Below are 23,921 nucleotides of genomic sequence, written 5' to 3' on the forward strand. Positions count from 1 at the left end.
CAGCTCAAGCGACCGGGATACGCCGTCCCGCTTCGGCGCTCTGCCGGGCCAGTTCGATCAGCTGGAGCCCGGCAAGCGCATCCATCGCTGCGACCGGCGGTGCCGCGCCGTCACGGATCGCCGCCGCCACCCCCGCATAGAATCGCCGATACTCACCGCGCTCGGACGCGATGGTTTCGGTCGAACCGTCGGGCAGCGTCAGCACGCCGTACTGCGCCGGGTCCTCCAGGCCATGTCCCGGATCGCGCACCGAGCCCCCTGCCCGCATCGCCGTCTCCTGCGGGTCGAGCCCGTACTTCACGAAGCTGCCGCCACGCCCGTGCAGCGCGAAGCGCGGCCGCGCCGCGGCGATCATCCGCGAACTCGCCAGCACCACGCGGCGCGCGCCGTAGAACAGCGTCAGCGTGAAATAATCGTCGACCGGACTGTTGCCGCGCTGGCGGGCGACATCGCCCTGCACCGCCTCGGGCATGCCGAACAGCACCAGTGCCTGGTCGATCATGTGCGGCCCGAGGTCGAGCAGCTGCCCGCCGCCCTCCGCTTCCTTCCAGGCCTGGGACAATTCGGGGCGGAAGCGGTCCCAATGCGCCTCGAACAGCAGGATCTCGCCCAGTCGGTCGCTTTGGACCAGCGCCTGCACCGCAAGGAAATCGCTATCCCAACGGCGATTATGGAACGGCACCAGCAGCCGCCCCTGCTCCTCGGCCAGCGCGATCAGCGCCTCGGCCTCGACGGCGCTGGGCGTCAGCGGCTTGTCGATCACGACATGCTTGCCCGCCTCCAGGGCCGCCTTGGCGAGCGGGAAATGCGTCGCGTTGGGGGTGGAGACGACCACCAGCTCGATCGAAGGATCGGCGATCAATGCCTCGGGCGAGATCGCCGGCACCCCCGGATAGGCGTTCGCGACAGCCTCGGCGCGCGAGGTGCCGACGGCCGCCAGTTCGAGCCCGTCCACCGCGTCGACCAGCGGTGCGTGGAAGGCGGTGCCGCCTAGGCCGAAGCCGATCAGGCCGGTGCGGATCATGAGGTTCTCCCGTTGCCGTGCAGCTCCGGCCTAGCGGCAATGGACCGTGTTTCCAAGCAACCCCCGGCACCTGCGCGGGAAGCCGGAAGGGTCAGCAGCGTCTCGGCAGCGCCCCGAGGTGGTCGGCGACGGCATCGGCGAGGCGACGCAATTCGGCGCGTTGCCGAAAGGAGGCGGGCCCGTGGGGACGGCGATCCAGGCCGCACAGGGCACCGATCGGGAACGGGCCGCTGCGGACCACCACCCCGGTATAGTGCCGCACATGGGGCCCGCCGGCCACCAGGGGATTGGCACGGAAGCGCGGATCTGCCTGGAGATCGGGCACGCTCAGCATCCCCTCCGGCGCGGCGATGGTGTGCGAACAAAAGGCGATCGCGCGCGGCAGGGCGACGGGCTCCATTCCGACCGCGCTGACCACCCGCTGCACGTCACCGTCGGTGAGGGTCACCATCGCGATCGGCGTTCGAAGCACGATGCATGTCTCGCCCAGCAATTCGTGCAGCACCGGATCGGCAGGCGACACGGTGCGCAGGCTGTCGACCGCACCCTGGCGGCGCGACTCGTCCTCGGGCCGGAAGGCGGCGGAGAAGAACTGGAGCGTCATGCCGCCCGCCGCACGGTGCCGGGCTCGTCAAAGGCGATCCGGATCGCGTTCTTGCCGTTGCGCTTCACTTCCAGCATCGCCTCGTCCGCCAATCCGATCATCCGTTCGGTATCCCCGGCCGCCCCGGCATCGATCACCACCGCGCCCATGCTGCAGGTGACCGCGTGGCCGGTCGAGCGCAGCGCCTCGCTGAGCCGCGCGTGCAGGCTCTCGGCGACCTGCTCGGGCGGCACGCCGCGCTCGATCGCAAGGAAGGCGCAGAATTCGTCGCCGCCGAGCCGGGCGAACAGATCGTCGGGCCGCATGCGGGCGCGGGCCTCGTCGGCGAATCGCCGCAGCACCAGGTCGCCCGCGGCATGCCCGTGCCGGTCGTTCACCGCCTTGAAGCCGTCCAGATCCATGTAGAGCAGCAGCAGGGTGGAGCCCCGCCGCCGGCCGATCTGCGCCACCCGTTCCAGCTGGCTGCGAAATGCGCCGCCGTTGAGCGAGCGGGTAAGATAGTCGGTGGAGGCTCGCCACAACTCGCCGTCGATGGTGTGGCGCAAGGTGGCGACCATCAAGACGATCATGACCGCGCCTGCGACTCGCGTCACCGTGTTCCAGATCACGACCGAGGCGGAAAGCGCATGCAGGTCGGCCGCAGGGATCGCGCCAAACCCGTTCAACGTAGATCCGAGCCCGATCGAGAACAGCACCACGATGATCCCGGCGCGCTCGCGCAGCGCCCATGCGGCGAGAATGTCGACGAACAGATAGCCGATCGTCATCGAGACCATCGGTCCGGTGGCCCAATCGGCGAAAATCGTGACGACCATGGCCGTGCAGACCACGATCCAGGCCTGCAGGCGGCTCAGCCGCATCGTCCAACGGAAACTGCGCATCATCGCCCTGATCAGGGCCGATTGCGGCGGTGGTGCCTTCACGCGATCCAACTCCCCCACGGCGTGGATACCCCTTTACGACCCAATGGCTTAACGGCTCCGAAACACAGGCGGCCGGTTCTTGCCGCTCCGGAATAGTACGAGTGCGGGTTTTTGAAGGCGCGTCGTCGCAATGATGCGGTACGACGAACCTTGCCTCTAGGAGGTTCGGCCTCACCACCCTATACTCCGAGTTATGACCGCAGCCTTGTTCCAGATCGATCCGCGCGATCCCGTCGCCACCGCCCTCCGCCCGCTGCGAGCGGGCGAAACGGCCCTTGGTGTCACCGTTACCGCAGCCATTCCCCAAGGCCACAAGGTGGCGTTGCAACCGATCGACGCCGGGGCGCCGGTCCACAAGTTCGGCTTTCCGATCGGCCGCGCAACCCGCGCGATCGCCGCGGGCGAGCATGTCCACACCCATAATGTTGCGACCGCGCTGGCCGCGAGTGGCAGCTATGTCTACCAGCCCGCGTTCGAAGCCGCACCGGAAACGCGGGGGCCGACGTTCCTCGGCTATCGGCGCGCCGACGGACGCGTGGGTACCCGTAACGAGATATGGATCCTGCCCACGGTCGGCTGCGTCGGTCGCATAGCCGAGAAGATCGCCGAGCGCGCCGCCCGGCGATTCGAGGGCCGGGTCGACGGCATCCATGCCTTCGCGCATCCCTTTGGCTGCTCGCAACTCGGCGACGATCTGGAGGGCACGCGCGCGATCCTGACGGCGCTCGCCAACCATCCCAATGCCGGCGGCGTCCTCCTTGTTGGGCTTGGCTGCGAATCCAATCAGATGCGCGGCATGCTAGAGGGTATTTCGCACCCGAATCTCCGCACGATCGGTGCGCAGGCGGCGGGCGACGAAGTCGAGGAAGGCATCGCGCTGGTCGAGCAGCTGATCCAGCAGGCCGAACACGCCGTGCGAACCGAGGAGCCGCTCGCGTCGCTCGTGCTGGGCGTGAAATGCGGCGGTTCGGACGGATTCTCAGGATTGACCGCCAACCCGCTGGTGGGGCGGATGAGCGACGCGGTCACCGCCGCGGGGGGCACCGCGATCCTCACCGAAATCCCGGAGATTTTCGGTGCCGAGCAGTTGCTGATGGCACGCGCCGAAAATGAGACCGTGTTCGAGAAGATCGTCGCCTTGGTGAACGGCTTCAAAGCCTATTTCACCCGGCACGGCGAGCCGGTGTCGGAGAATCCCTCCCCCGGCAATCTCGCCGGGGGCATCACCACGCTGGAGGAAAAGTCGCTCGGCGCGGTGCAGAAGGCCGGGCACGCGACGGTCACCGATGTGCTCGGCTATGGCCAGCGCGTGCAGCGCGCCGGCCTCGCCTTGCTCGAAGCGCCCGGCAACGACGCGGTTTCGTCCACCGCATTGGCGGCCGCAGGCGCAACCGTCATCCTGTTCACCACCGGCCGCGGTACGCCGCTCGGCTTCCCGGTGCCGACGATCAAGATCGCCTCGAACAGCGACCTCGCCGCGCGCAAGCCCGGATGGATCGATTTCGATGCCGGACAGGTGCTCGCCGAGGACATGGACGCGGCGGGCCAGACCCTGCTCGGTCGGATCGTGGCCATCGCATCGGGCAGTCCGACGGCGGCGGAGCGCAATGGCGAGCGGGAGATCGCGATCTGGAAGCGCGGCGTTACGCTCTGAGGGGCGATTTGTTCCCAAAAAAATGCGGCGAATGCATGCTGCATCGCGGCGATCCGCAATTCCCCTGGATTGATGCTGGAAGCTGAACGGGTTAGCCCTGAAAGCGAGCAGAGATCGGGTGGATGCAATGGCTGAATTCTTCGTGTTCATGTACGCAATGGCCGCCGGCTTCGTGCTGCTGACGATGCAGCGCAACCGCCGCGAACAGCGCGCCGATGCGCCGATCGTCACGCTGGTCGGCTGGGGGCTGTTCTCGCTCTCCTCGACCCTCGCGCTGCTGCTGGGCGCCGTTGCCCTGGCGCTTGCGCTCGGCATGCACATGCCGCTGCCCGCCGGCTTCGAGAGCTTCGCGCTCTAAGCCGCATGCCGCTCTACGCCTTTGGGGGAAAGGCGCCTCGGGTCGCCACTGACGCCTGGATCGCGCCAAGCGCCGACCTGATCGCCGACGTGCAGGTCGGCAGTGGTGCCAGCATCTGGTTCGGCGCCGTGGTCCGCGCCGACAACACGCCGATCATCATCGGCGCGCGCAGCAACATCCAGGAAGGTGCGCTGCTCCATTCGGATCCCGGTGCGCCGCTGACCATTGGCGAGGAGGTGACGGTAGGTCACCATGCGGTGCTGCACGGCTGCACGATCGGCGGGGGCACGCTGATCGGCATGGGCGCGATCATCCTCAACCGCGCGGTGATCGGCGCCGAGTGCCTGGTCGGCGCCGGTGCGCTGGTCACCGAGGGCAAGGAGTTTCCTGCAGGCCACCTGATCATCGGCAGCCCGGCGCGAGCCGTGCGGCCGCTCGACGACACCCAACGCGCCATGCTCCGCGCGAGCGCCGCACTCTACGCCGCCAAGCAGCGCGACTATGCGGCGGGGCTCACCCGAATCGACTGATTCGCGTGCTTTCGCGGATTGGGTCGCGCTGCGACGCTGCATCCGCCCCTGCTTGCCGTAGCGTCGCCACCGCGTGCCTAGACAGGGTTCGTCGCTGCGGTATCACTCGGGCATGGCGCTACCGGCTCTCTTCGATCGTCTGCGGCTTCCCGTCATCGGCTCGCCGCTGTTCATCATCTCCTGCCCCGAACTGGTCATCGCCCAGTGCAAGGCGGGGATCGTCGGCTCTTTTCCTGCGCTGAACGCGCGGCCGCAGAGCCAGCTCGACGAGTGGCTGCACCAGATCACCGAGGAACTCGCGGCCTGGGACCGCGCCCATCCGGAAACCCCCGCCGCGCCCTTCGCGGTCAACCAGATCGTCCACCGCTCCAACCCGCGGCTGGAGGAGGATGTGGCGAGCTGCGCCAAGTGGAAGGTGCCGATCGTCATCACCTCGCTCGGCGCCCGCCCGGAGCTCAACGACGCGGTGCATGGCTGGGGCGGCATCACGCTGCACGACGTCATCGACGATCGCTTTGCGCACAAGGCCGTCGAGAAAGGCGCCGATGGCCTGATCCTCGTCGCCGCGGGCGCCGGGGGTCATGCCGGGCGACTGAGCCCCTTCGCGCTGGTCCAGGAAGTGCGCGAATGGTTCGACGGACCGGTCGCCCTGTCGGGCTCCATCGCCACGGGCGGCGCGGTGCTGGCCGCGCAGGCGATGGGTGCCGACCTCGCCTATATCGGCTCGCCGTTCATCGCCACCGAGGAAGCCAATGCCGTCCAGGCCTATAAGCAAGCGATCGTCGACGGTCGGGCCGAGGACATCGTCTATTCGAACCTCTTCACCGGGGTGCACGGCAATTACCTGCGCGCCTCGATCGTGAACGCCGGACTGGATCCCGAGAATCTGCCGGAAAGCGATCCGAGCGCGATGAACTTCGGCGGCGCCAAGGCGTGGAAGGACATCTGGGGATCGGGCCAGGGCATCGGCGCGGTGCATGCGATCGAGCCGGCGGCTGCACGGGTCGAACGGCTGCGGGCGGAATATGCCGCGGCGCGGGCGCGGCTCGCGCTCTAGGGTCTCAGAAGGCGCCGGCGAGCCGGTCGAGCATCCGCCGCGCGGGGCTCGGCACCGCCACCATCGGGACATCGAAGGCAGAGTCGAGCCGCGCAACGCGGCGATACAGGTCCATGCTCGCGCGGACGATCGTGACTGCCTGAAGCGGCATGTCGTCGAGCAGTGCAGCATCGGTTTCTGGCGCCGGGCCGAGGCGCCGCCCGGGCGCGCGCGCATCCGCCAGCTGCAGTTCGCCCGAATCCACCGCACGCTGGGTCAGCAGCCAGGCAATGACGTGCATCAGCCGCGTCGTGACCTTCAGCGATTCGCAGGAAAAGGCCACCCGGCTCAGCGCCGACAGCGCGTCGCGCTCGTCACGGCCGAGCTGGTCGAAATAGCCGCGCGCTTCGTCTGCCAGCACCATCGCCTCGACATAGAGCGAGTCGACAAGGCGGCGATGCAGTTTGAGGGCGTCCGGGCGCTTCATGCCCCCATAGCTGCCACAGGAGCCCGGCGCGCGGAAAGTGCCAATCGCGCTGCGCCGCAGCAAAACGGAACCCTCATGCAATGATGTCCGGGATGAGATGGTCCTCGAGCAGCGAAATCTCGTCGCGCAGCTTGAGCTTGCGCTTTTTCAGACGCGCAATCTGCAGCTGGTCGCCGGTCCCGGTATCCGCCAGGGCGGCGATCGCGGCATCCAGGTCGCGATGCTCGGCACGCAGGGGCTCCAACCGGCGCCGGATCTCGCTTTCGTCCATTCTGTGCCCCCAGTGCGCCCGACTCGCCGGGGCATTGCCCGGCCCGCAAACCATCGCGGCTTTTCCGCGGTCTGTCGATCAGTGTTGATTCTGCACGCGACAAGCGGCGCAAAACATGATGTACTTCGCTACCCTCAGAGTCATTGAAGGAGGAATGCTTCATGCACACCGGGCATCTTTCGGCACTTAACGCCAAACATTCGCAGCTCGATCAGCGAATCGCCACCGAAACGCAGCGCCCCCTCCCCGATCACATACTCCTAGCGCAATTGAAGAAAGAGAAGCTGCGGGTCAAGGAAGAGATGCAGCGATAGCTGTCCCATTCACAGACTATTTACCGCAACCTTGGACTCGCGCGGCAGAAACTTGCCGCGCGAGCCGGGGAAACACTTCCCGGCGATCACGACGGCGCGCAGCGAGAATCAGCGTTTTCGAAAAATCACGCTCGCTGTCGCTCAGCGGCGCGTGAAGATCGGCTTCACATAGGCCGGGGTCTGGGTGCCGCCGCCCACCGGCTTGCGCGCCAGCTTCGGATCGATCTCGCTGTCGAAGGCGACGCCGACGCGCCCCTCCGCCGCCCAGGCGATCTTGCCCTTAACCCAACCCACACCGCGGACTTCGATTTCCACCGGCGTATGCATGCCGACCGGGCCAGTATATTCGGCCATCAGCCCGCCCGCGGAAAGATTGCGTACGCGCACGGTCCCGACATCCTCGCCTTCCACGCGGAACTGCGCGGTCAGCAACAGGCTGTCGCGGACACCGCTGCGCTTGCCCGCAAAGTCATCGGCGGAAAGCGGGGTGGCGGGAATGTAAGACTGTTGGTCCATGATTGGCTCTCGATGGCGGATTCGCACCCGCAGGGAGTAGACCAACAACTCTTAACGAAAGGATTAACCGAAATCCGCCCCGGTATTTTGCCGGAGCGGATTCCAACGTAGATTTCACTCGTCCCGGCTGATCTTTTCGTTGCGCTCATGACGTTCCTGCGCCTCGACCGTCATCGTCGCGGTGGGACGGGCCTCGAGCCGCCCCAGCGGGATCGGCTCGCCGGTCACTTCGCAATAGCCATATTCGCCTTCCTCGATCCGGCGCAGCGCCGCGTCGATCTTGGCAATCAGCTTGCGCTGGCGATCGCGGGTGCGCAGCTCGATCGACCAGTCGGTCTCGCTCGACGCGCGATCGGTGAGGTCCGCCTCGCGCAGCGGCTCGGACTGGAGCTGGTTCAGCGTCCCGGCCGCCTCGCGGTAGATCGCGTCCTTCCAGGCATTCAGCTTGGCGCGGAAATATTCCTGCTGCCGCGGATTCATAAAGGGTTCGTCGTCGCTCGGCCGGTATCCGTCGTCGCCGTCATTCGCGGCCGGAGGAACGCTTTTATCGTGCTCGTCAAAACGGCCCAAAACAGTTGCCATTCCCACTCTCCACACCAGTCCCCGGTGGCGTGCCGCTCGAGAGACTGCATTGCCCGCAGGCGCTATACTTTCGCAAGCAGCCATTAACAAGCCAATGCCGCGAAAGCTTTTTGGCGGGAATTCCCTATAATTTGGTAGAAATTAGCCCCGCCTGAACCATTTGCACTTTTTTCCGTTTCGCGTCGAGACAGGGGCCATCCGGAGCACGTCTCGAAACGGCTCTTGTCCTGAATTCGAACAACGGGCGGGTAGTCGCAGCAACCGCTTAGAGACATGGCGGACAGGGCCCCCGCCCCGTCCGCCACGAATCTTCAGGCCGATTGCAGCGCCTTCTCGATATCCGGCACGGGGTGATCGGTCAGGTCCTTGGCCAGCTCGCCCTTCAGCCGATCGCTGACGCTGACATGGTAATGCTTGCGCAGCTCGCCCAGCGTCTTGGGCGGTGCGACGATGATCAGCGACTCGAAGCTGTTGCGGAGCGCTTCCTCCTTGAGCATGCCGGCGACTTCGGCGGCGAAGCGATCTTCTTCCAATTGGTGGAAATCGGTTTCGCCCATCGTGCCGCGCGCCGGTGCGAACTGGGCGCCGCCGCCCTGCGCATGCATCGAGCCGCCTTGTGCCACCGCGGGCGCGCCGGGGCCGGACTGGGTCGACGAGGAACGACCCGACGAATCGGTCTTCTGGTCGGAGTCCTTGGGATTGGGGTGAAGCTCCTTCCGCACCACTTCGAGGTTCAGATACTCCGTATCACCCTGGTTGCGCAGCATCAGCAGCTTGCGGCCATCGGCGACGACCACCATCGCATCATGGGGAACCAGCATCGCACTCTCCTTGTCGCTGTTCACGGGAGCAACCAACGGGTGGAAAGCGGCGGGGTTGCGTGGGGCACGGGCCCCGGCCATAGGTTCGCGCCATGCACGATATCCGCTTCCTCCGCGAACATCCCGAAGCCTTCGACCAGGGCCTGGCCAAGCGCGGCCTGGAGCCGCAATCGGAGGCGCTGCTGGCGCTCGACGAACGCCGCCGCGCGCTGGTGACCGAGTTGCAGGTCGGTCAGGCGCGCCGCAACGAAGCCTCGAAGGCGATCGGCGCCGCCAAGGCGAAGAAGGACGAGGAAACCGCCGCCGCGCTGATGGCGGAAGTGGCGGCGCTCAAGGAGCGGATGCCGGCGCTGGAGGCCGAGGAAAAGGCGGTCGGCGAGGAACTGGAAGGCCGGCTCGCCGCCCTGCCCAACCTGCCCTATCCGGACGTGGCGCTCGGTTCGGACGAGAACGACAATGTGTTCGTGCACGAGCGCGGCACCGTTCCCGCCTTCGCCTTCGCGCCCAAGGAGCATGACGCGATCGGCCCCGCGCTCGGGCTCGACTTCGAGACCGGCGCGGCGATGTCCGGCGCGCGCTTCACCTTCGTGCGCGGGGCCGCTGCCCGGCTGCACCGCGCGCTCGGCCAGTTCATGCTCGACACGCTGACCGGCACATACGGCTATGAAGAATGCGTGCCGCCGCTGCTGGTGCGCGACGAGGCGCTGTTCGGCACCGGCCAGCTTCCCAAATTCGCCGAGGATTTGTTCCAGACCACCGACGGCCGCTGGCTCATCCCCACCGCCGAGGTGAGCCTCACCAACGCCGTGCGCGAGAAGATCCTGAGCGAGGAGGAACTCCCGCTCCGCCTCACCGCGCTCACCGCCTGCTTCCGTTCCGAGGCGGGTGCGGCGGGCCGCGACACGCGCGGCTTCATCCGCCAGCACCAGTTCGAGAAGGTCGAGATGGTGTCGATCACCACCCCCGACCAGTCCGAAGCCGAGCATGAGCGGATGACCGACGCCGCCGAAGACGTGCTGACCAAGCTCGGCCTCGCCTTCCGCCGGATGAAGCTGTGCAGCGGCGACATGGGCTTCACCGCTGCCCGCACCTACGACCTCGAAGTGTGGCTGCCTGGCCAGGACCGCTATCGCGAGATTTCGTCCTGCTCGACCTGCGCCGACTTCCAGGCACGCCGGATGAACGCGCGCTACCGCCCCGAAGGCGAGAAGGGCACGCGCTTTGTCCACACGCTCAACGGCTCGGGCCTGGCGGTGGGCCGCACGCTGGTCGCAGTTCTGGAGAATTATCAGCAGGAGAATGGCGCGGTGGCGGTGCCGGCGGTGCTCCAGCCCTATCTGGGCGGGCTGACGCTGCTCGAACCGCGCGGCTGATGCGGATCCTCCTCACCAACGACGATGGCTATCACGCCCGCGGGCTTGCCGTGCTGGAGCGGATCGCGCGGACGATCTCCGACGACATCACCGTCGTCGCGCCGGCGGAGGAGCAATCGGGCAAGGGCCGCTCGCTCACCCTCACCGAGCCGTTCCGCGTCCGCCGCCACGGCGACAACCGCTATGCGGTAAAGGGCACGCCCACCGACTGCGTGATGTTCGCGCTCGCAGAGGTGATGGCCGATGCCAAGCCCGACCTGATCCTCTCCGGCGTCAATCGCGGCGGCAATCTCGCCGAGGACGTCAGCTACTCCGGCACCGTCTCGGCAGCGATGGAAGGCGCGCTGGCGGGCATCCGCTCGATCGCGCTCAGCCAGCGCTACGCCCGCAGCGGCATGGGCGACGCGGTGCCGTTCGACACCGCCGAGGCCTGGGGCGAGCGCGTGCTGCGGCCGCTGCTCGATGTCGCGATGGAACCGCGGACGCTGGTCAACATCAACTTCCCGCCGGTCGCGGCGGATGCGGTGCAGGGCATCAAGGTCGTGGCGCAAGGGTTCCGCGACTATGGCCGCGTCGCGCTCGACAAGCGGCTCGATCCGCGCGGCTTCCCCTATTACTGGCTGGCGATGGGGCGGATGCCGCACCAGGCGGCGCCCGATACCGATCTCGATGCGATCGAGGCCGGGTTCGTCACCGTCACCCCGCTGCACCTCGACCTTACCCACCGCGAGTCGATGGATCGGCTGCGCGGCGCCTATGCGGGCTGAACGCGCATGCCGATGATGGACCGCCTGCTGCCGATCGGGCTGCTGTTCGTCTCCAACATCTTCATGACCTTCGCCTGGTACGGCCATCTCAAGTTCAAGAACGCACCGATCCTGCTGGTCATCCTCACCAGCTGGGGCATCGCGCTGATCGAATATTGCTTCGCGGTGCCGGCCAATCGGCTGGGCAGCGCGGTCTATTCGGCGGCGCAGCTCAAGGGCATGCAGGAGGTGATCACCCTCACCGTCTTCGCCGCCTTCTCGGTGCTGTATCTGGGACAGAAGATCACGCTGAACCACCTGATCGGCTTCGCGCTGATCGCGGCGGGCGCCTTCTTCCTGTTCCGCACGCAGAGCTGAACCGGGGCGCGGCCGGCGCGTTTCTCCGTCAGAGGAGAGTGCCATGAACCCCGAACCGACCCGCGAGACGCCCGATACCCAGCCCGGCACCGCCCACCAGCCCGACGGCACCGACAGTTCGGCGGAGTGGAACGCCGAGATTGCCGACGAGAACATGATCCCCGATCAGGATCCGGAAGACTGAGTGCTTCTTGATCCTCCCCCGCCAGGGGGAGGTGGGCCGCGCATGCGGCTCGGAGGGGGAGGATGCCAGAACACAGCGTCGTGCTTCCTCCCCCTCCGTCGCCTGCGGCGCCACCTCCCCCTTGCGGGGGAGGATTGAAGGCTCAGGTCACTGCAGCTCGAAGGTAACCACCAGCGCCTTCTCCACATGCGTTGCGCCGTCCGCCCGCTTGAAGCTGCGGAACACCGCCTGCGGCCCCTGGCTCATCGCCAGCTCGATCTTGTTCTGGACGGCAGGCGTGAGCGGACCGTTGCCGGTTTCGCTGATGCGCACCACTCGCGCGACGCGCAGCCCCATTTCCTTGGCGTAGATCTCGGCGTCGGCGCGGGCGTTGCGCAGCGCCATCGCCTTGACCTGCTTGTCGGCGGCGTCGACCTCGGTGATATCGGGCTCGGCGCGCAGCGTGCCGATCTTGTAGTCGTTGACGAGCAGCTGGTCGCGCACGGCGTCGGCCTGGGCCGTCGTGCGGAAGGTCAGCAGCCGCGCATGGGGATCGGTGACAACAGGCGCGGCATCGCTGGCGCTGTCCGCGTCGTCGCTCTGCATCTGCTCCATCTGTGCCTTGGTAGGGCTATCCACCGGCGCATCGCCGATCGCCGCTGCCGAAAGCCCCTGCGCCTTCAGCGTCTCCTCGATCTTGGCGAGCAACGCGGCGCTGTCGCGCTTCGCCTCTGCCTCGGTCTTGCCCTTGCCGATATAGCCGACCTCGAGCGTCACCTTGCCCGGCTTCACATCGACCCAGCCATTGCCGACGATTTCCAACGTGACCGGCTGGCGCCCCTGCGCGCTCGCGACGCCGGGAGCAATCAGGGCCAGTGCCAGAACGAAGCTCTTGGTACGCATCTACTTCTCCTCCGATGTGCGCACGTACCTGCACAAATCGGAGGAGAAAGTCGCGCTTATCCGTACGAAAAGTCGGAATGCCGGCAGGGTTCCGACGCCTGCCCTATTCGATCGTGGCGCCTGGACAGCGCGCGATACGCTGCACTGAACCCGACGCAAAATCGAGGCGATAGGCTGCGCGGCGGGCCAGGAAGGAGCCCTCGGCCTTGCCAGGCGGCAGCCCCGCTTCCTCCACCAGCGCGCAGCTACCGTCCCCTCCCCCGAAGACGATAGTGCGGCTCTCGACGGTTTGTAGCGCGCGGCCGTGTCGCCGTAGATCGGCCTCGATTTGCTTCTCGATCCGATCGGGGTGGTAGGGGTCACGCGCGCCAAGCATGAACACCGCGATGCGGTTGAAGTGGATCGTCCGTTCGAGCAGCACCACCTTGCCGATGGCGGGAAGCCATCGCACCGTCACGTAGCGCTCGGCACCCATCAGCCTGCGTCGAACGCCATTGCCACGCAGCCAGATCCGGTTTTCATTGGCACGCGCGCTGACGACCCACCTTCCGTCGGGCGAATGCACTCGCCCGCCCTGGAAGATGCTGATCCCCGGATCGGCGGTCGCAGCGCCGACCCAGATCAGCGCTGCGACCGCTCCGATCACCATCCCTGCGGCTGGCCCTTGTTCTGTTCGTCGAGCCACTTCTTGAGCGGCGCGAAATATTCCATCATCGCCTTGCCGGAGATTTCGCGGCTGCCGGTGAAGGTCTGCAGCGCGTCGGGCCAGGGCTTGGAAGCGCCCATCTCGAGCATCTTGTTCAGCCGCGCGCCCACTTCCTTGTTGCCGTAGAAGCTGCAGCGATGCAGCGGGCCCTTCCAGCCCGACTGGTCGCACGCCGCCTTGTAGAACTGGAACTGGAGCAGCCGCGCGAGGAAGTAGCGCGTATAGGGCACGCTGCCCGCGACATGGTACTTGGCGCCGGCGTCGAACTTGGTCTCGTCGCGCGCCACCGGCGGCACGATGCCCTGATACTGCAGGCGCAGCTTGTTCCAGCCTGCCTCATACTGGTTGGCGGGAATGGTGCCGTCGAAGATCTGCCAGCGATATTTGTCGACCAGCAGGCCGAACGGCAGGAACGCCACCTTGTCCATCGCCTGGCGGAGCAGCAGGCCGACATCCTTGTCGGCACTCGGCACCTGGGCGCGATCGAGCAGGCCGATCTGCACCAGATATTCTGGCGTGATCGACAGCGCGACAAAATCGCCGATCGCCTCGTGGAAGCCGTCATTCGCGCCGTTGCGGTAGAGCGCCGGCTGCGCCTGATAGGCGCGCTGGTAGTAGTTATGGCCGAGCTCGTGGTGGATCGTGACGAAATCGTCCGAGTTCACCTTGATGCACATCTTGATGCGGACGTCGTTCTTCTCGTCGATGTCCCAGGCCGAGGCGTGGCACAGCACTTCGCGATCGGCGGGCTTCAGGAACAGCGAGCGCTCCCAGAAAGTGCCCGGCAGCGCCGCGAAGCCGAGCGACGAGTAGAAGCCCTCGCCGGTCTGGACCATCTTCTTCCAGTCGTAGTTTTTGGCCTTGAGCAGGTCGCCCACGTCATAGCCGAGGTCGCCGGCGCCCTTGGGCGCGACGACGTCGTAGATATTGCCCCATTCCTGCGCCCACATATTGCCGAGCAGATCGGCGCGGATCGGGCCGGTCTTGGCCTGTACCGCGTCGCCATACTTCTCGTTGAGCTTGCGGCGGACATAGGTGTGGAGCGCGACGTAGAGCGGCTTCACTTCGTTCCACAATTTGTCGGTCATCGCCGCGAATTCGGCCGGCGGCATGTCATAGCCCGAGCGCCACAGCGCCCCCGTGTCGGCGAAGCCCAGCTCCTTGGAGCCCTGGTTCGCGATGCCGACCAGCTTGGTATAATCGGGGCGCATCGGCGCGCCGACAGCGTCGTTCCAGCTGACCCACATCTCCTTGAGCTCATTGGGGTCGCGGCTGGTGCCCATCGCGGCTTCGATGTCGCTGCCGTTGATCGGCTTGCCGCCGCGCGTGCCCTTGCCCTTGGCGTAGAAGGAACCGAGCTTGGTCGAGATGTCGCTCAGCTGCTGGGCGGCGCCCGGGGTGGTCGGCGCCGGCAGCACCAGTGCGGCGCGGAGCATGGTCAGCTGGCGCTGCTGCTCGGCGGTGAGGCCCGGTGCCTTTTGCAGGCGCGCGGCGTCGAGCGCGAAGCGGACCGCCATCTCGGTGCCTTTGGCGCCGTAATCGGCGGCGAGTGCGTCGGTATCGTCGGTGATATAGGTGGCGTTGACCCAGGCGACCCGCGAGGAGGTGAGCGTGAAAGCCGCCATCTCCTGCTGCGCGCGGTTGAGGAACGCGGCAGCTTCAGATGCGGTCGGCGCGGCGGCAGGCGTCGTGCTGGTCTGCGACTGGGCGGGCGCGGCGAGCATCGCGGCGAGCGCCGCGAGCGAGAGTCCGGTACGGATCATGATGCTAAGTCCCCGGGAATCAAGAAAGGCGCGACCCTGCCGCGCCTTCCCTGCCCGCGTCAACCAGCGAGGAACTCGACCAGCGCGTCGCCGAGCTCGGGCCGGGTGACCGCACTCATGTGATTGCCCGGAATTTCGATGAACAGGCCATAGGGCAGCAGGTCCGCCACTTCCTTGGCCGAGCCATTGTCGTAATCGTCGGCGCCCGAGATCACCGCGGTCGGCTGGGCGATCGCGGCGATCTCGTCGCGCGGGGTATCGACAAAGGTGTCGAGGATGCGCAGCAGCGCGACCGGATCGCCCTTGGTGGTCTTGAGGAACGCCTCGGTCAGCCATTCGGAGCTGCCGCGCTGGAAGCTGCCGAGATTGGTGAGCACGCGGTGGAAATAGGCGCCGCGGCCCTTGGTCGCGACCAGCCCGTCGAGCCCCATGCCCGAGAGCACCACCTTGTCCGGGCTCGCGCCGTTGGCGAGCATCCGCACCACCGTGCGCGCGCCAAGCGAATAGCCGCCAAGGTCATAGTCGGTGAGGCCGAGATGCGCGATCAGCGCGAAATTGTCGCGCATCAGCACGTCCGGGGGATAGGCGGCGGGATCGTGCGGCTTGGCGCTGTGCCCGTGCGCGCGCAGGTCCGGCATGATCACCCGCCGGCCGCGCGCGGCGAGCTTTGCCGCATGGCCGTACTTGATCCAGTTGACCTCCGCGGTGGAGAAATAGCCGTGGATCAGCACCACGGGCCGCCCCTCCCCCATCTCGGTCCAGGCGATCTCCTGGCCGTCGAAGCTGGCGAAGCGGTGCGTTTCAGTCGGGTAGTCGGCCAATGCTGTCCATCCATCGTTTGACGACGTTCGGGTTGTCCTCGGTGCGGTATCGGGGCAGCGCGGTCGTGTCGAGCCACTGTTCGTGCATGCTCTCCACCGCATAATTGTGGCGCGGCTGGAAGCGGCCCGGCGCGTCGAAGCTGCCGATCGTCAGGTCCATATTCTCGCCATCGAGGAATTCGAAGGTCAGCGGCGTGCCGCAGTCCCGGCAGAAGCCGCGCTCGGCGATCGGCGAAGAGCGATAGCGATCGGGTTCTCGCTCCCAGGTTACGTCCGCCTTGGCCACGCCCTTGAACGCAATCGAGACGCCGCCGGTGGCCCGCTGGCACATCCGGCAATGGCAGAGATAGGCGTCGTCATCCTTGATCCGCACCCGATAGCGGATCCGGCCACACTGACACCCACCGGTGACTTCCTCGTCCATCGTCTCCTCCTCGCGCAAGATCCGGATGCGCAACGCACGAGTCTCAGTATTAGCCCTTAGACGGCAGCGACGCCGCCGGCCAACTCCCTGCACTATAATGAATACGGAGATTACCGCATTGAGCGTGGATTACGCGCCGCGGGGCCATTTTGACGGGATCAACATGCTCAAGCGCTTTCACAACCTCTCGCTCGCTTCCAAGACGACGGTGCTCGCCGTGGGCGGCATGCTCCTGCTTGCTGTCGCGACCTTCTTCGTCGCCGACCGCGCGCTGATGCAGCAGGCCGCGCAGACCGCCGCCGAGCGCCAGGAAGTGAACATGCGCGTCGCCTGGAGCGTGCTCAAGGGCTATGGCGCGGACTTCCGCGTCGAAGGCGACGACCTTTATGTCGGCAGCCACAAGCTCAACAATTGGGACGCGCCGGTCGACGAAGTGAAGCGCCTCGTCGGCGGCACCGCCACGATCTTCCGCGGCGACATGCGCGTCTCGACCAACGTCATGAAGGAAGACGGCAGCCGGGCCGTGGGAACCCCGCTCGCGCGCAACGCCGCCTATGAGACGGTGCTCGACAAGGGCCAGCCCTATCGCGGCAAGGCCGACATTCTCGGCAAGCCCTTCTTCACCGGCTATGACCCGATCAAGGACACCTCGGGCAAGACGATCGGCATCCTGTTCGTCGGAATCCCCGAGAGCGATGTGATGGGCGCGATCGACGGCGCGCGCTGGATGCTGGCGCTGTCGGCAGCACTGATCTCGCTGCTCGTCGCGGGTGTCGCCTGGTATGCCGGCCGCCGCATGTTCTCGCCGCTGGTGCAGATGACCGCCGCGATGCGCGCGCTCGCAGCCGGCAAGGTCGACATCGCCATCCCCGAACATGCCGCCACCGACGAGATCGGCGCGATGGCCGAGGCGCTCCAGCATTTCCGCACGTCCGAAATTGCTCGTCAGCAGGCCGAAAGCCGCGATCGCGAAGCCGAGGCAGCGCGCGAGCATGCGATGGACGCGCTCGGCCAGGCGCTCGCGAAGGTCGCCGGCGGCGACCTCACCGCCGATGTCGGCCACGATTTCCCGGCGGACTATGCCAAGCTCGCCGATCATTTCCGCTCGGCAGTCGGCAGCCTGCGCGAGCTGATCGGCACCGTGCTCGAAGGCACTGCGTCGATCCGCACCGGTTCGAACGAAATCGCCAGCGCGTCCGAGGATCTCGCGCGGCGCACCGAAGGCAATGCGGCGAGCCTTGAGCAGACCGCCGCCGCCATCACCCAGATGAACCAGCGTATCGACGCAACCGCCGCCGCCGCCGGTGTGACGGTGGAGCGCGCCGACCAGGCGATCGGCGTGGTCGGATCGGGTCGCAGCACCGCCGACGAAGCGGTGCAGGCGATGACCCGCGTGTCGGACAGCGCCAAGGGAATCGACAGCGTCATCGAGGGTCTCGACAAGATCGCGTTCCAGACCCGCGTTCTCGCGATGAACGCCGCGGTCGAAGCAGGGCGTGCGGGCGAAGCCGGTCGCGGCTTCGCGGTCGTCGCCGACCTCGTCTCCGCGCTGGCGATGCGCGCCGAAGAGGAGGCCAAGCGCGCCCGCGACCAGCTCACCGTCACCCAATCCGAAGTCGTCGTCGCCCGCGGCGCGGTCGAGCGGGTCGACAACGCCCTTGCGGCGATCGTCGACACCGTCGGCGAGGTCCACCAACTCCTCGGCGGAATCGCGGCGGACAACCGCGCGCAATCGAGCGCGATCCGTGAAATCAGCAGCGCGATCGGCGATATGGATCGCGCTACCCAGCAAAATGCTGCCATGGTCGAGGAAACCTCGGCGGCAGCGCGCCAGCTCACCGAGCAGGTCGCCCGGCTCGACGCCCATGCCTCCACCTTCCAGACCGGCGGCCAACAGGCACCGCTCCGCCGGCCTGTCCTCCCGTCGCAGGGTGGCGCGGCCAAGGCCTCGGGTGCCACCCGTGCCGTTCCGGTCCAGGCCATGGCCGATGGCGACGACTGCGCCAGCTTCTGAGACACTGGCAGGCGCCACGCACGCCCGATCCCGAATGCGAAAAAAGGAAAAGCGCGCCGGCCCAGCCTGGCGCGCTTTTCCTTTTCCCAAGCGAGAGCGGATCGGCTGTCGGCGATCCGCCCGCTTTGCTGATCAGCGCGACGCGATGCGCTGGCGCTTGCTCAAATAGCGCAGACCGGTTTCGGCAATCGCATGCGATCCTGCGACGCGGTCGGTGGTCACGGTCATCGGCACGTCGTCTTTCTGCAGCACCTGCTCGTACAGGGTGCGCGCCTCGTCGACACGGCCCGTCGCATAGTAGATCGCCGCGAGGTTCAGCTGCAATTCCGGACGCTGATCGAAGCGCATCTGGCTCAGGAGCTTCTGCTCGGCCGTGGCATAGGACCCCGTCATGATCTCCCGGGCCGCGAGACTCGAATCCTGCGCAACCGCCGGCGAAGCCAGGGCCAGCAGCGACACCGCGGCCGCTGCGACAAGTTTGATCGACATAACGCTCTCCTTCTCGTCGTTACACCAAGGTTGCACTTTTATGACACTTGGATGACTAAGAGGTGACACGTTCGCGACATCGCTGCAACCCCGCATTTGCGCTTAGCCGCGCGGCGAGGCGGGGCACGGCGTACATGCGCGCATTTCTTCGCTTGCAGGGATGGAGGCATTGGCCATTTTGCCAGCGCGACCTGCCGAGGCGCCTTCTTTCGAAGGCACAAAAAAAGGCGGCCCCGAAGGGCCGCCTTCCCAAAATACTCTGACCGCGCTGCGGATCAGAAATCGTTGCGGTACTGCTCATTGCCGACGAAGCCGAGCTTCGTGACGTTCGCCCGCTTGATGATCGCCAGAACGCGATCGACCACTTCGTACCGCGCCGCGGGGTCCGGCTGGAAGTGCAGCTCGGGCTCCGGCGAACGCTGGAGCGATGCGTCCAGATACTGGCGCAGCATCACGTCGTTGATCGGCATGCTGTTCCAGAACACCTGGCCCTGCGCGTCGATATAGACCTTGTTCTTGTCCGGCTCGACGGGCGGGGCGTTGTTGGCGCTCGGCTGCGGCAGGTCGACCTTCACCGCATGCGTCTGGACCGGAATGGTGATGATGAACATGATGAGGAGCACGAGCATGACGTCGATCAACGGCGTCGTGTTCATGTCCATCATCGGCTCGCCGTCATCACGGCCTGCGCTCATTGCCATTGTCGTAACTCCTTAAACGGGACCGATCAGAGCCGAGCGGTATTCGAACCGGGCTCCGGTTCCGAGATGAAGCCGACCTTCACGAAACCCGCCATCTGCATCGTATAGATGGTGCCACCGATGCAACGGTAGGGCGTGTTGACGTCACCGCGGATATGAACTTCGGGAAGTTCAAGGCCAGCGGCGTTCGGGCCGCCCTGTCGGTCGATCTCGGCCTTCAGCTTGGCAACCGCGCGGTCGAGCAGCTCGGTGTGATTGACCCGGGTCAGACCCCAGAAGATTTCACAACCGTCCGGGCCGCCCTTGACCGAAAGCGAGACGTTCTCCGGCTTGGTGGTCGTCGGCTCGAACTGCACCTTCGGCAACGCGAGGTCGATCGTCTGGACCACAACGGGAACGGCGATGAGGAAGATGATCAGAAGAACCAGCATCACGTCGACGAGCGGCGTGGTGTTGATGTCCGACATCGGTGCGTCGTCGCCGCCGCTGCCTGTGCTAATCGCCATTGGGCGCTATCCTATCCTCTTGTGCGCCGGATCGCGATCCGGCGGCAGGGCTACGCGACGTGCGCAGCCCTGCGACCTTGGTCTTACGGGCGGGTCGGGGTGCCGCCGGTCTGGCCAGCGGTCGTGGTCGCCGGCTTCGCAGCGGCGGCAACGGCCGGCTTCTTCGCGGCAGCGGCAGTCGCCGGCTTCACGCGGCCGTCCGAGGCGAGGTAGCCGAGCACGTCGTTCGAGAACGCGTTCAGGTTCTCGGCGATCGCCTTGTTGCGACGCTGCAGGAAGTTGAAGGCGAGCACGGCCGGCACGGCGACGACGAGGCCGAGTGCGGTCATGATGAGCGCTTCACCGACCGGGCCGGCAACGGCGTCGATCGAAGCCTGACCGGCCGAGCCGATCTTGATGAGCGCGCGGTAGATGCCGATAACGGTACCGAACAGGCCGATGAACGGCGAGGTCGCGCCGACGGTCGCGAGGAAGGCGAGACCACCGCCCAGCGCCGAGTTGATCGTGCCTTCCGAACGGGCCAGCGAGCCGTGCAGCCAGTCATGCGCTTCGACCGGATCGGTCAGCAGCTTGTACTGCTCCTGGGCTTCCAGGCCGTCGTCGACGATCTGGCGATAGGCCGAGTTCTTCTCGAGCTTGGCAGCACCTTCGCGCAGGCTCGACGAGCTCCAGAAGCTGGCGCGGACGCGCTTCGACTGGTTGATGATCTTCTGCTGCTCGAACACCTTGGTGAAGAGGATGTAGAGCGACACGAAGAGCATGAGCACCAGGATGGTGAACACCGACTGCGAGATCAGGCCGCCTTCCTTGAGCGCCTGGGTCAGGCCGTAGGGGCTTTCGCCGCCCTTAGCTGCGGCTCCACCGGCAGCGAGAATGGTCGTGAGCATTTTGGGTCTTTCCTCTAAAAGATAGCTTCTTGCGCAAGCCGGTCCGCCTTGCCCGGCGGACCGGAAACCGGAGAGTTACTTCTGGATCTGCCACCTGAACCGGTTCACGTACGGAGCCGGAATCTTGTTGCCGCTCGCATCCTCGGCGGGATCGAAACGTGCACGGCGCTTGAGCAGGTTGCACGCCTGGTTATCCAGACGGCTCGAGCCGCTCGACGACGTGATCGTGCACGACACCACCCTGCCCGTCGCGTCGACGTCGAGGCGGAAGCCCGTGACACCTTCTTCACCCGCACGCTGCGACTCCGACGGATAGTCGTCGTTCGTCACCCACGAGCCCGGCGAGCTACGCGGCTTCAGCGCCTTCGCCACGCGCGGCGGTGCCGGCGGTGCCGGCGGAGCCGTCGGCGCGGGAGGCGCAGGCGGCGTGATCGGCGGCGGCGGCGGGATGATGTTGGTGGTGGCGACCGGCGGCGCAGGCGACACCGACTGCACGATGGCCGGCGGCACCACGACCTGAGTCGGGGGCGGCGGCACCGGCGTGTCCGGCGGCGGCGGCGGCGGCGGAATCTCCTCCGGCGGGGGCGGCGGCTCTTCGACCTCGAAGGTCTTCAGCTCTTCCGCCTTCTTCTTGATATATTGGTATGCCAGACCTGTGACGAAGGCATAACCCATGCCAGCCACGATGATAGCGACGATTACGATCGCTACCACACGACTGCCACTTACATTCCGGTCAGCGTAAGCCATTCGGCAACGTCACTCCCTCTAATCCTGCTTGCGACCCTGGCCGGCTGGCAGCCGCGCACAAGTCCGCTCGCCTCGGGTCACACTGCGCCCCTGATGGCGAGAGCACCGAGTCTGTATCGTGGGCCTTCCGACGACGCAAACTCTTTGTCGGACGAATTGGTCGTACAATGCACCCATGGCAGAATTATTTCTGTATAAGATCGGCACAATCCGGTACCGGCACCGGCATGAAAACTGCTCTACCCCTGCTGTTTTGTTGCGCTGCGGCATTTCCTGCATGTGCGCAACCCGCCCCGCAAACCGCGCAAATCCGCCAAGAAGCGCAAAGTGGCTTACCCACTTACGCCACTGTCGCGACCGCCATTGTCAACGCGCCGCTGGTGATCGACGCTCGGATCAGCGACATGATCCGGATCAAGGAAAATGCAGCACCCGGTCTCGCATCGGGACGGGCCCGCCTCTACGTCACGGCCGACGTGCTGGCACTGATTCGCGGGAGCAGCGCGCTTCCGACCCAGATTTCGTACCTGGCAGACGTGCCGCTCGATTCTCGCGGCAAGCTACCCAAATTGAAGAAGCAGCGCGTGCTGCTGTTCGCGCGCCCCGTCGGCAACAAGCCCGGCGAGCTTCAGCTGACCGGAGTCGACAGTCAATATCTGTGGAGTCCCGAGCTTGACGCGCGGACCCGCGGCATCACCCGCGAAGTGCTGGCGAGCGATGCGCCGCCGGCGGTGACCGGTATCGGCAACGCCTTCCATGTGCCGGGTGCACTGCCCGGCGAAGGCGAGACCCAGGTATTCGTGAAGACCGCCAACGGCGCGCCGATCTCGTTGCAGATCCTGCGGCGTCCCGGGGAGAAGCCGCATTGGGGAGTGTCGCTGGGCGACATCGTCGATCCCAATGCCGGCGCCCCCAAGCCGGAGACGCTTGCCTGGTACCGGCTCGCCTGTGGGCTTCCCAAGGCGCTGCCCGATAGCGCGATCACCGCGGAGACGCCGGAGAACGCGCAGGCCGCACGCGAGGACTATCAGGTCGTGCTGCGCGACTTGGGGCCCTGCGCCTAATCTGGACCCCGCCGCCGGCTCAGCGCCGGTGGCGGACCAGCGTGATGCCGATCGATTCGTCGGCCTCGGCGATTGCCAGCTTCACGATTCGAACCTCCACGCGGCGAACCCGCGAATCGGAAACGAACAGCGTCTCGCAGATATGGTCGGCCACCGCCTCGATCAGCGTGAAGTGCACATCCTTGGGAAGCGCGTCTGTCGCGGCATGCTTCAGGTCGATATAGCTCTTCGAAGCGCTGAGCGGCGTGTCCGGCAGGAAGCGCTCAGGCAGGTCGAGATCGGCAATGACGGAGATGCGCAGCGGCTGCGGCAGATGCGTCTCCTCGGAATAGACTCCGGTGAGCACCTCCACCTCGAGGTCCATGACCTGAAGCTGCAATGAATCGGGCAAACGAGCGGCCTTTCCTGGGGCGAAACAGGCGCGCGCCATAGCAGATCGTGTCGCTTCCGAAAGCCCGGGCACTTCCCGTGCAGATTCTGCATGTCCATCGGTAAACTCCGCGCTTGCGCTCCGCTACCGGAACGCTAAGGCGCGCGCCTTTCGGCATGGGGTCCGAGAGCGGGGAAGGATTCGCGGTGGTTCAGATAGTTGCGCTCGATGCGGTCGACCCGCACGCCGTCGAGGCGCTGCTGGACCGTGCCTTCGGGCCCGGACGGCATCTGCGCACCGCCTATCGCGTGCGGCAAGGCACCCTACCGATTCGCCCGTTCAGTTTTGCCGCATTAAGCGAAGATGGCAAGCTCGCCGGCACGATCCAAAGCTGGCCCGTGGCGCTGGCGAGCGATTCGGGCCCGATGGTGCCGCTGGTGATGGTCGGGCCGGTCGCCGTCGAGCCCGATCTGCAGCAGGGCGGCATCGGCCGGCGTCTGATGCAGGAAATGCTCGACGCGGCGGACGTCAGCGCCCTGCCCGGCGCCGAAGCGCTGATTCTGATCGGCGATCCCGAATATTATGGCCGCTTCTTCGGTTTCGATGCGAGCCGCACGGAGCGCTGGCGGCTGCCGGGCCCGTTCGAGCCGCGCCGGCTGCTGGCGCGCGGCGCCGCGGTGCCGAACTGCTCGGGCATGCTCGTGCCGCGCCTGCGCAAGGTCGCCTGAGCGCACCTCCGCGCG

General features: G+C 66.4%; 31 protein-coding genes. 12 read left to right on the top strand and 19 right to left on the bottom strand.

Annotated elements, in window-relative coordinates:
• Positions 1-4 precede the first annotated feature (4 nt).
• From BM009_RS08515 to BM009_RS08525, 3 genes are all read right to left on the bottom strand, one after another.
• On the bottom strand, positions 5-1,024 hold the full coding sequence (locus tag BM009_RS08515) for an oxidoreductase (RefSeq protein WP_093295387.1): 1,020 nt from the start codon (positions 1,022-1,024) through the stop codon (positions 5-7).
• Between the two features lie 91 nt (positions 1,025-1,115).
• Positions 1,116-1,628, bottom strand: coding sequence for a GAF domain-containing protein (locus BM009_RS08520; RefSeq protein WP_093295388.1), 513 nt, complete (start codon positions 1,626-1,628; stop codon positions 1,116-1,118).
• Positions 1,625-2,551 carry a GGDEF domain-containing protein gene (locus BM009_RS08525; RefSeq protein ID WP_093295838.1) on the bottom strand — a complete coding sequence of 309 codons (927 nt, stop codon included), beginning with the start codon at positions 2,549-2,551 and terminating at the stop codon, positions 1,625-1,627. Before BM009_RS08525 ends, BM009_RS08520 begins: the two co-directional genes overlap by 4 nt.
• Before the next feature lie 193 nt (positions 2,552-2,744).
• Here BM009_RS08525 and BM009_RS08530 point away from each other — a divergent pair, with 193 nt between their 5' ends.
• From BM009_RS08530 to BM009_RS08545, 4 genes are all read left to right on the top strand, one after another.
• Positions 2,745-4,205: a UxaA family hydrolase gene (locus BM009_RS08530; protein ID WP_093295390.1), complete on the top strand. Its 1,461-nt coding sequence runs from the start codon at positions 2,745-2,747 to the stop codon at positions 4,203-4,205.
• A gap of 127 nt (positions 4,206-4,332) precedes the next feature.
• Positions 4,333-4,563 (top strand): hypothetical protein, encoded by a 231-nt coding sequence (locus BM009_RS08535; protein WP_093295391.1) that lies wholly within the window; start codon positions 4,333-4,335, stop codon positions 4,561-4,563.
• Between the two features lie 5 nt (positions 4,564-4,568).
• Positions 4,569-5,093 (top strand): gamma carbonic anhydrase family protein, encoded by a 525-nt coding sequence (locus tag BM009_RS08540; RefSeq protein ID WP_093295394.1) that lies wholly within the window; start codon positions 4,569-4,571, stop codon positions 5,091-5,093.
• Positions 5,094-5,205: 112 nt separating this feature from the next.
• Entirely contained in the window at positions 5,206-6,150 is a 945-nt protein-coding gene (locus tag BM009_RS08545; protein ID WP_093295395.1) for an NAD(P)H-dependent flavin oxidoreductase, read from the top strand.
• 4 nt (positions 6,151-6,154) lie between these two features.
• Here the strand turns inward: BM009_RS08545 and BM009_RS08550 are convergent, their stop codons facing one another.
• Positions 6,155-6,616 (bottom strand): DUF1465 family protein, encoded by a 462-nt coding sequence (locus BM009_RS08550; protein ID WP_093295839.1) that lies wholly within the window; start codon positions 6,614-6,616, stop codon positions 6,155-6,157.
• A 73-nt stretch (positions 6,617-6,689) separates the two neighbouring features.
• Positions 6,690-6,887, bottom strand: coding sequence for a DUF465 domain-containing protein (locus tag BM009_RS08555; protein ID WP_093295396.1), 198 nt, complete (start codon positions 6,885-6,887; stop codon positions 6,690-6,692).
• Between the two features lie 161 nt (positions 6,888-7,048).
• On the opposite strand from BM009_RS08555, the gene BM009_RS08560 reads away from it, so the two are divergent.
• Complete coding sequence (locus tag BM009_RS08560; RefSeq protein WP_093295841.1) at positions 7,049-7,201, top strand: YdcH family protein; 153 nt, start codon at positions 7,049-7,051, stop codon at positions 7,199-7,201.
• Between the two features lie 141 nt (positions 7,202-7,342).
• Here the strand turns inward: BM009_RS08560 and BM009_RS08565 are convergent, their stop codons facing one another.
• The 3 genes from BM009_RS08565 to BM009_RS08575 all read right to left on the bottom strand — a co-directional run bounded on the left by BM009_RS08565 (position 7,343) and on the right by BM009_RS08575 (position 9,120).
• Positions 7,343-7,717, bottom strand: coding sequence for a PilZ domain-containing protein (locus BM009_RS08565; RefSeq protein WP_093295397.1), 375 nt, complete (start codon positions 7,715-7,717; stop codon positions 7,343-7,345).
• A gap of 114 nt (positions 7,718-7,831) precedes the next feature.
• Positions 7,832-8,299, bottom strand: coding sequence for an RNA polymerase-binding protein DksA (dksA, locus tag BM009_RS08570; protein ID WP_064312986.1), 468 nt, complete (start codon positions 8,297-8,299; stop codon positions 7,832-7,834).
• 311 nt (positions 8,300-8,610) lie between these two features.
• Entirely contained in the window at positions 8,611-9,120 is a 510-nt protein-coding gene (locus tag BM009_RS08575) for a host attachment family protein (protein WP_093295842.1), read from the bottom strand.
• A gap of 92 nt (positions 9,121-9,212) precedes the next feature.
• On the opposite strand from BM009_RS08575, the gene serS reads away from it, so the two are divergent.
• From serS to BM009_RS22575, 4 genes are read left to right on the top strand one after another with little or no spacing between them, the layout of a single operon-like run.
• Complete coding sequence (serS, locus tag BM009_RS08580) at positions 9,213-10,493, top strand: serine--tRNA ligase (RefSeq protein ID WP_093295399.1); 1,281 nt, start codon at positions 9,213-9,215, stop codon at positions 10,491-10,493.
• Positions 10,493-11,260: a 5'/3'-nucleotidase SurE gene (surE, locus tag BM009_RS08585; protein ID WP_093295400.1), complete on the top strand. Its 768-nt coding sequence runs from the start codon at positions 10,493-10,495 to the stop codon at positions 11,258-11,260. Before serS ends, surE begins: the two co-directional genes overlap by 1 nt.
• Before the next feature lie 12 nt (positions 11,261-11,272).
• The gene (locus BM009_RS08590) at positions 11,273-11,617 is read left to right on the top strand and encodes a DMT family protein (RefSeq protein WP_093295844.1); all 345 of its coding nucleotides are present in this window, start codon (positions 11,273-11,275) and stop codon (positions 11,615-11,617) included.
• 43 nt (positions 11,618-11,660) lie between these two features.
• On the top strand, positions 11,661-11,801 hold the full coding sequence (locus tag BM009_RS22575) for a hypothetical protein (protein ID WP_175487951.1): 141 nt from the start codon (positions 11,661-11,663) through the stop codon (positions 11,799-11,801).
• A 147-nt stretch (positions 11,802-11,948) separates the two neighbouring features.
• On the opposite strand, the gene BM009_RS08595 is transcribed toward BM009_RS22575, so the two are convergent.
• From BM009_RS08595 to BM009_RS08615, 5 genes are all read right to left on the bottom strand, one after another.
• Positions 11,949-12,683, bottom strand: coding sequence for an SIMPL domain-containing protein (locus BM009_RS08595; RefSeq protein ID WP_093295402.1), 735 nt, complete (start codon positions 12,681-12,683; stop codon positions 11,949-11,951).
• Between the two features lie 103 nt (positions 12,684-12,786).
• Positions 12,787-13,332, bottom strand: coding sequence for a hypothetical protein (locus BM009_RS08600; protein ID WP_093295403.1), 546 nt, complete (start codon positions 13,330-13,332; stop codon positions 12,787-12,789).
• Positions 13,326-15,152, bottom strand: coding sequence for a M2 family metallopeptidase (locus tag BM009_RS08605; RefSeq protein ID WP_093295405.1), 1,827 nt, complete (start codon positions 15,150-15,152; stop codon positions 13,326-13,328). Before BM009_RS08605 ends, BM009_RS08600 begins: the two co-directional genes overlap by 7 nt.
• A gap of 59 nt (positions 15,153-15,211) precedes the next feature.
• Positions 15,212-15,973 carry an alpha/beta fold hydrolase gene (locus BM009_RS08610; protein ID WP_093295406.1) on the bottom strand — a complete coding sequence of 254 codons (762 nt, stop codon included), beginning with the start codon at positions 15,971-15,973 and terminating at the stop codon, positions 15,212-15,214.
• Entirely contained in the window at positions 15,954-16,397 is a 444-nt protein-coding gene (locus BM009_RS08615) for a GFA family protein (RefSeq protein ID WP_093295845.1), read from the bottom strand. Before BM009_RS08615 ends, BM009_RS08610 begins: the two co-directional genes overlap by 20 nt.
• Before the next feature lie 163 nt (positions 16,398-16,560).
• Here BM009_RS08615 and BM009_RS08620 point away from each other — a divergent pair, with 163 nt between their 5' ends.
• Positions 16,561-18,411 (top strand): methyl-accepting chemotaxis protein, encoded by a 1,851-nt coding sequence (locus BM009_RS08620; protein ID WP_254772235.1) that lies wholly within the window; start codon positions 16,561-16,563, stop codon positions 18,409-18,411.
• A 132-nt stretch (positions 18,412-18,543) separates the two neighbouring features.
• Here BM009_RS08620 and BM009_RS08625 read toward each other — a convergent pair whose 3' ends face one another.
• From BM009_RS08625 to BM009_RS08645, 5 genes are all read right to left on the bottom strand, one after another.
• Entirely contained in the window at positions 18,544-18,900 is a 357-nt protein-coding gene (locus tag BM009_RS08625; RefSeq protein ID WP_093295409.1) for a tetratricopeptide repeat protein, read from the bottom strand.
• A 275-nt stretch (positions 18,901-19,175) separates the two neighbouring features.
• A complete protein-coding gene (locus tag BM009_RS08630) occupies positions 19,176-19,601 on the bottom strand; it encodes an ExbD/TolR family protein (RefSeq protein ID WP_093295411.1) in 426 nt (141 codons plus the stop codon).
• A 26-nt stretch (positions 19,602-19,627) separates the two neighbouring features.
• Positions 19,628-20,107 carry an ExbD/TolR family protein gene (locus tag BM009_RS08635; RefSeq protein WP_093295412.1) on the bottom strand — a complete coding sequence of 160 codons (480 nt, stop codon included), beginning with the start codon at positions 20,105-20,107 and terminating at the stop codon, positions 19,628-19,630.
• A gap of 83 nt (positions 20,108-20,190) precedes the next feature.
• Positions 20,191-20,994, bottom strand: a complete 804-nt coding sequence (locus BM009_RS08640) for a MotA/TolQ/ExbB proton channel family protein (RefSeq protein WP_093295413.1) — start codon at positions 20,992-20,994, stop codon at positions 20,191-20,193.
• A gap of 75 nt (positions 20,995-21,069) precedes the next feature.
• Positions 21,070-21,744 (bottom strand): energy transducer TonB, encoded by a 675-nt coding sequence (locus BM009_RS08645; RefSeq protein WP_093295415.1) that lies wholly within the window; start codon positions 21,742-21,744, stop codon positions 21,070-21,072.
• A gap of 380 nt (positions 21,745-22,124) precedes the next feature.
• Here BM009_RS08645 and BM009_RS08650 point away from each other — a divergent pair, with 380 nt between their 5' ends.
• The gene (locus BM009_RS08650) at positions 22,125-22,808 is read left to right on the top strand and encodes a hypothetical protein (RefSeq protein WP_254772204.1); all 684 of its coding nucleotides are present in this window, start codon (positions 22,125-22,127) and stop codon (positions 22,806-22,808) included.
• 19 nt (positions 22,809-22,827) lie between these two features.
• Here BM009_RS08650 and BM009_RS08655 read toward each other — a convergent pair whose 3' ends face one another.
• On the bottom strand, positions 22,828-23,199 hold the full coding sequence (locus BM009_RS08655) for a dihydroneopterin aldolase (protein WP_093295416.1): 372 nt from the start codon (positions 23,197-23,199) through the stop codon (positions 22,828-22,830).
• 185 nt (positions 23,200-23,384) lie between these two features.
• On the opposite strand from BM009_RS08655, the gene BM009_RS08660 reads away from it, so the two are divergent.
• Positions 23,385-23,906, top strand: a complete 522-nt coding sequence (locus BM009_RS08660; RefSeq protein ID WP_175487952.1) for a GNAT family N-acetyltransferase — start codon at positions 23,385-23,387, stop codon at positions 23,904-23,906.
• Positions 23,907-23,921: the final 15 nt, after the last annotated feature.

The organism is Sphingomonas sp. NFR04 (assembly GCF_900114095.1).
Taxonomy (GTDB): domain Bacteria; phylum Pseudomonadota; class Alphaproteobacteria; order Sphingomonadales; family Sphingomonadaceae; genus Sphingomonas.

Excerpts from the sequence above, each read along its gene's own strand:
- BM009_RS08515 (WP_093295387.1), bottom strand. The coding sequence starts at position 1,024 with ATGATCCGCACCGGCCTGATCGGCTTCGGCCTAGGCGGCACCGCCTTC.
- BM009_RS08520 (WP_093295388.1), bottom strand. The coding sequence starts at position 1,628 with ATGACGCTCCAGTTCTTCTCCGCCGCCTTCCGGCCCGAGGACGAGTCG.
- BM009_RS08530 (WP_093295390.1), top strand. The coding sequence starts at position 2,745 with ATGACCGCAGCCTTGTTCCAGATCGATCCGCGCGATCCCGTCGCCACC.
- BM009_RS08535 (WP_093295391.1), top strand. The coding sequence starts at position 4,333 with ATGGCTGAATTCTTCGTGTTCATGTACGCAATGGCCGCCGGCTTCGTG.
- BM009_RS08540 (WP_093295394.1), top strand. The coding sequence starts at position 4,569 with ATGCCGCTCTACGCCTTTGGGGGAAAGGCGCCTCGGGTCGCCACTGAC.
- BM009_RS08545 (WP_093295395.1), top strand. The coding sequence starts at position 5,206 with ATGGCGCTACCGGCTCTCTTCGATCGTCTGCGGCTTCCCGTCATCGGC.
- BM009_RS08550 (WP_093295839.1), bottom strand. The coding sequence starts at position 6,616 with ATGAAGCGCCCGGACGCCCTCAAACTGCATCGCCGCCTTGTCGACTCG.
- BM009_RS08555 (WP_093295396.1), bottom strand. The coding sequence starts at position 6,887 with ATGGACGAAAGCGAGATCCGGCGCCGGTTGGAGCCCCTGCGTGCCGAG.
- BM009_RS08560 (WP_093295841.1), top strand. The coding sequence starts at position 7,049 with ATGCACACCGGGCATCTTTCGGCACTTAACGCCAAACATTCGCAGCTC.
- BM009_RS08565 (WP_093295397.1), bottom strand. The coding sequence starts at position 7,717 with ATGGACCAACAGTCTTACATTCCCGCCACCCCGCTTTCCGCCGATGAC.
- dksA (WP_064312986.1), bottom strand. The coding sequence starts at position 8,299 with ATGGCAACTGTTTTGGGCCGTTTTGACGAGCACGATAAAAGCGTTCCT.
- BM009_RS08575 (WP_093295842.1), bottom strand. The coding sequence starts at position 9,120 with ATGCTGGTTCCCCATGATGCGATGGTGGTCGTCGCCGATGGCCGCAAG.
- serS (WP_093295399.1), top strand. The coding sequence starts at position 9,213 with ATGCACGATATCCGCTTCCTCCGCGAACATCCCGAAGCCTTCGACCAG.
- surE (WP_093295400.1), top strand. The coding sequence starts at position 10,493 with ATGCGGATCCTCCTCACCAACGACGATGGCTATCACGCCCGCGGGCTT.
- BM009_RS08590 (WP_093295844.1), top strand. The coding sequence starts at position 11,273 with ATGATGGACCGCCTGCTGCCGATCGGGCTGCTGTTCGTCTCCAACATC.
- BM009_RS22575 (WP_175487951.1), top strand. The coding sequence starts at position 11,661 with ATGAACCCCGAACCGACCCGCGAGACGCCCGATACCCAGCCCGGCACC.
- BM009_RS08595 (WP_093295402.1), bottom strand. The coding sequence starts at position 12,683 with ATGCGTACCAAGAGCTTCGTTCTGGCACTGGCCCTGATTGCTCCCGGC.
- BM009_RS08600 (WP_093295403.1), bottom strand. The coding sequence starts at position 13,332 with ATGGTGATCGGAGCGGTCGCAGCGCTGATCTGGGTCGGCGCTGCGACC.
- BM009_RS08605 (WP_093295405.1), bottom strand. The coding sequence starts at position 15,152 with ATGATCCGTACCGGACTCTCGCTCGCGGCGCTCGCCGCGATGCTCGCC.
- BM009_RS08615 (WP_093295845.1), bottom strand. The coding sequence starts at position 16,397 with ATGGACGAGGAAGTCACCGGTGGGTGTCAGTGTGGCCGGATCCGCTAT.
- BM009_RS08620 (WP_254772235.1), top strand. The coding sequence starts at position 16,561 with ATGCTCAAGCGCTTTCACAACCTCTCGCTCGCTTCCAAGACGACGGTG.
- BM009_RS08625 (WP_093295409.1), bottom strand. The coding sequence starts at position 18,900 with ATGTCGATCAAACTTGTCGCAGCGGCCGCGGTGTCGCTGCTGGCCCTG.
- BM009_RS08630 (WP_093295411.1), bottom strand. The coding sequence starts at position 19,601 with ATGGCAATGAGCGCAGGCCGTGATGACGGCGAGCCGATGATGGACATG.
- BM009_RS08635 (WP_093295412.1), bottom strand. The coding sequence starts at position 20,107 with ATGGCGATTAGCACAGGCAGCGGCGGCGACGACGCACCGATGTCGGAC.
- BM009_RS08640 (WP_093295413.1), bottom strand. The coding sequence starts at position 20,994 with ATGCTCACGACCATTCTCGCTGCCGGTGGAGCCGCAGCTAAGGGCGGC.
- BM009_RS08645 (WP_093295415.1), bottom strand. The coding sequence starts at position 21,744 with ATGGCTTACGCTGACCGGAATGTAAGTGGCAGTCGTGTGGTAGCGATC.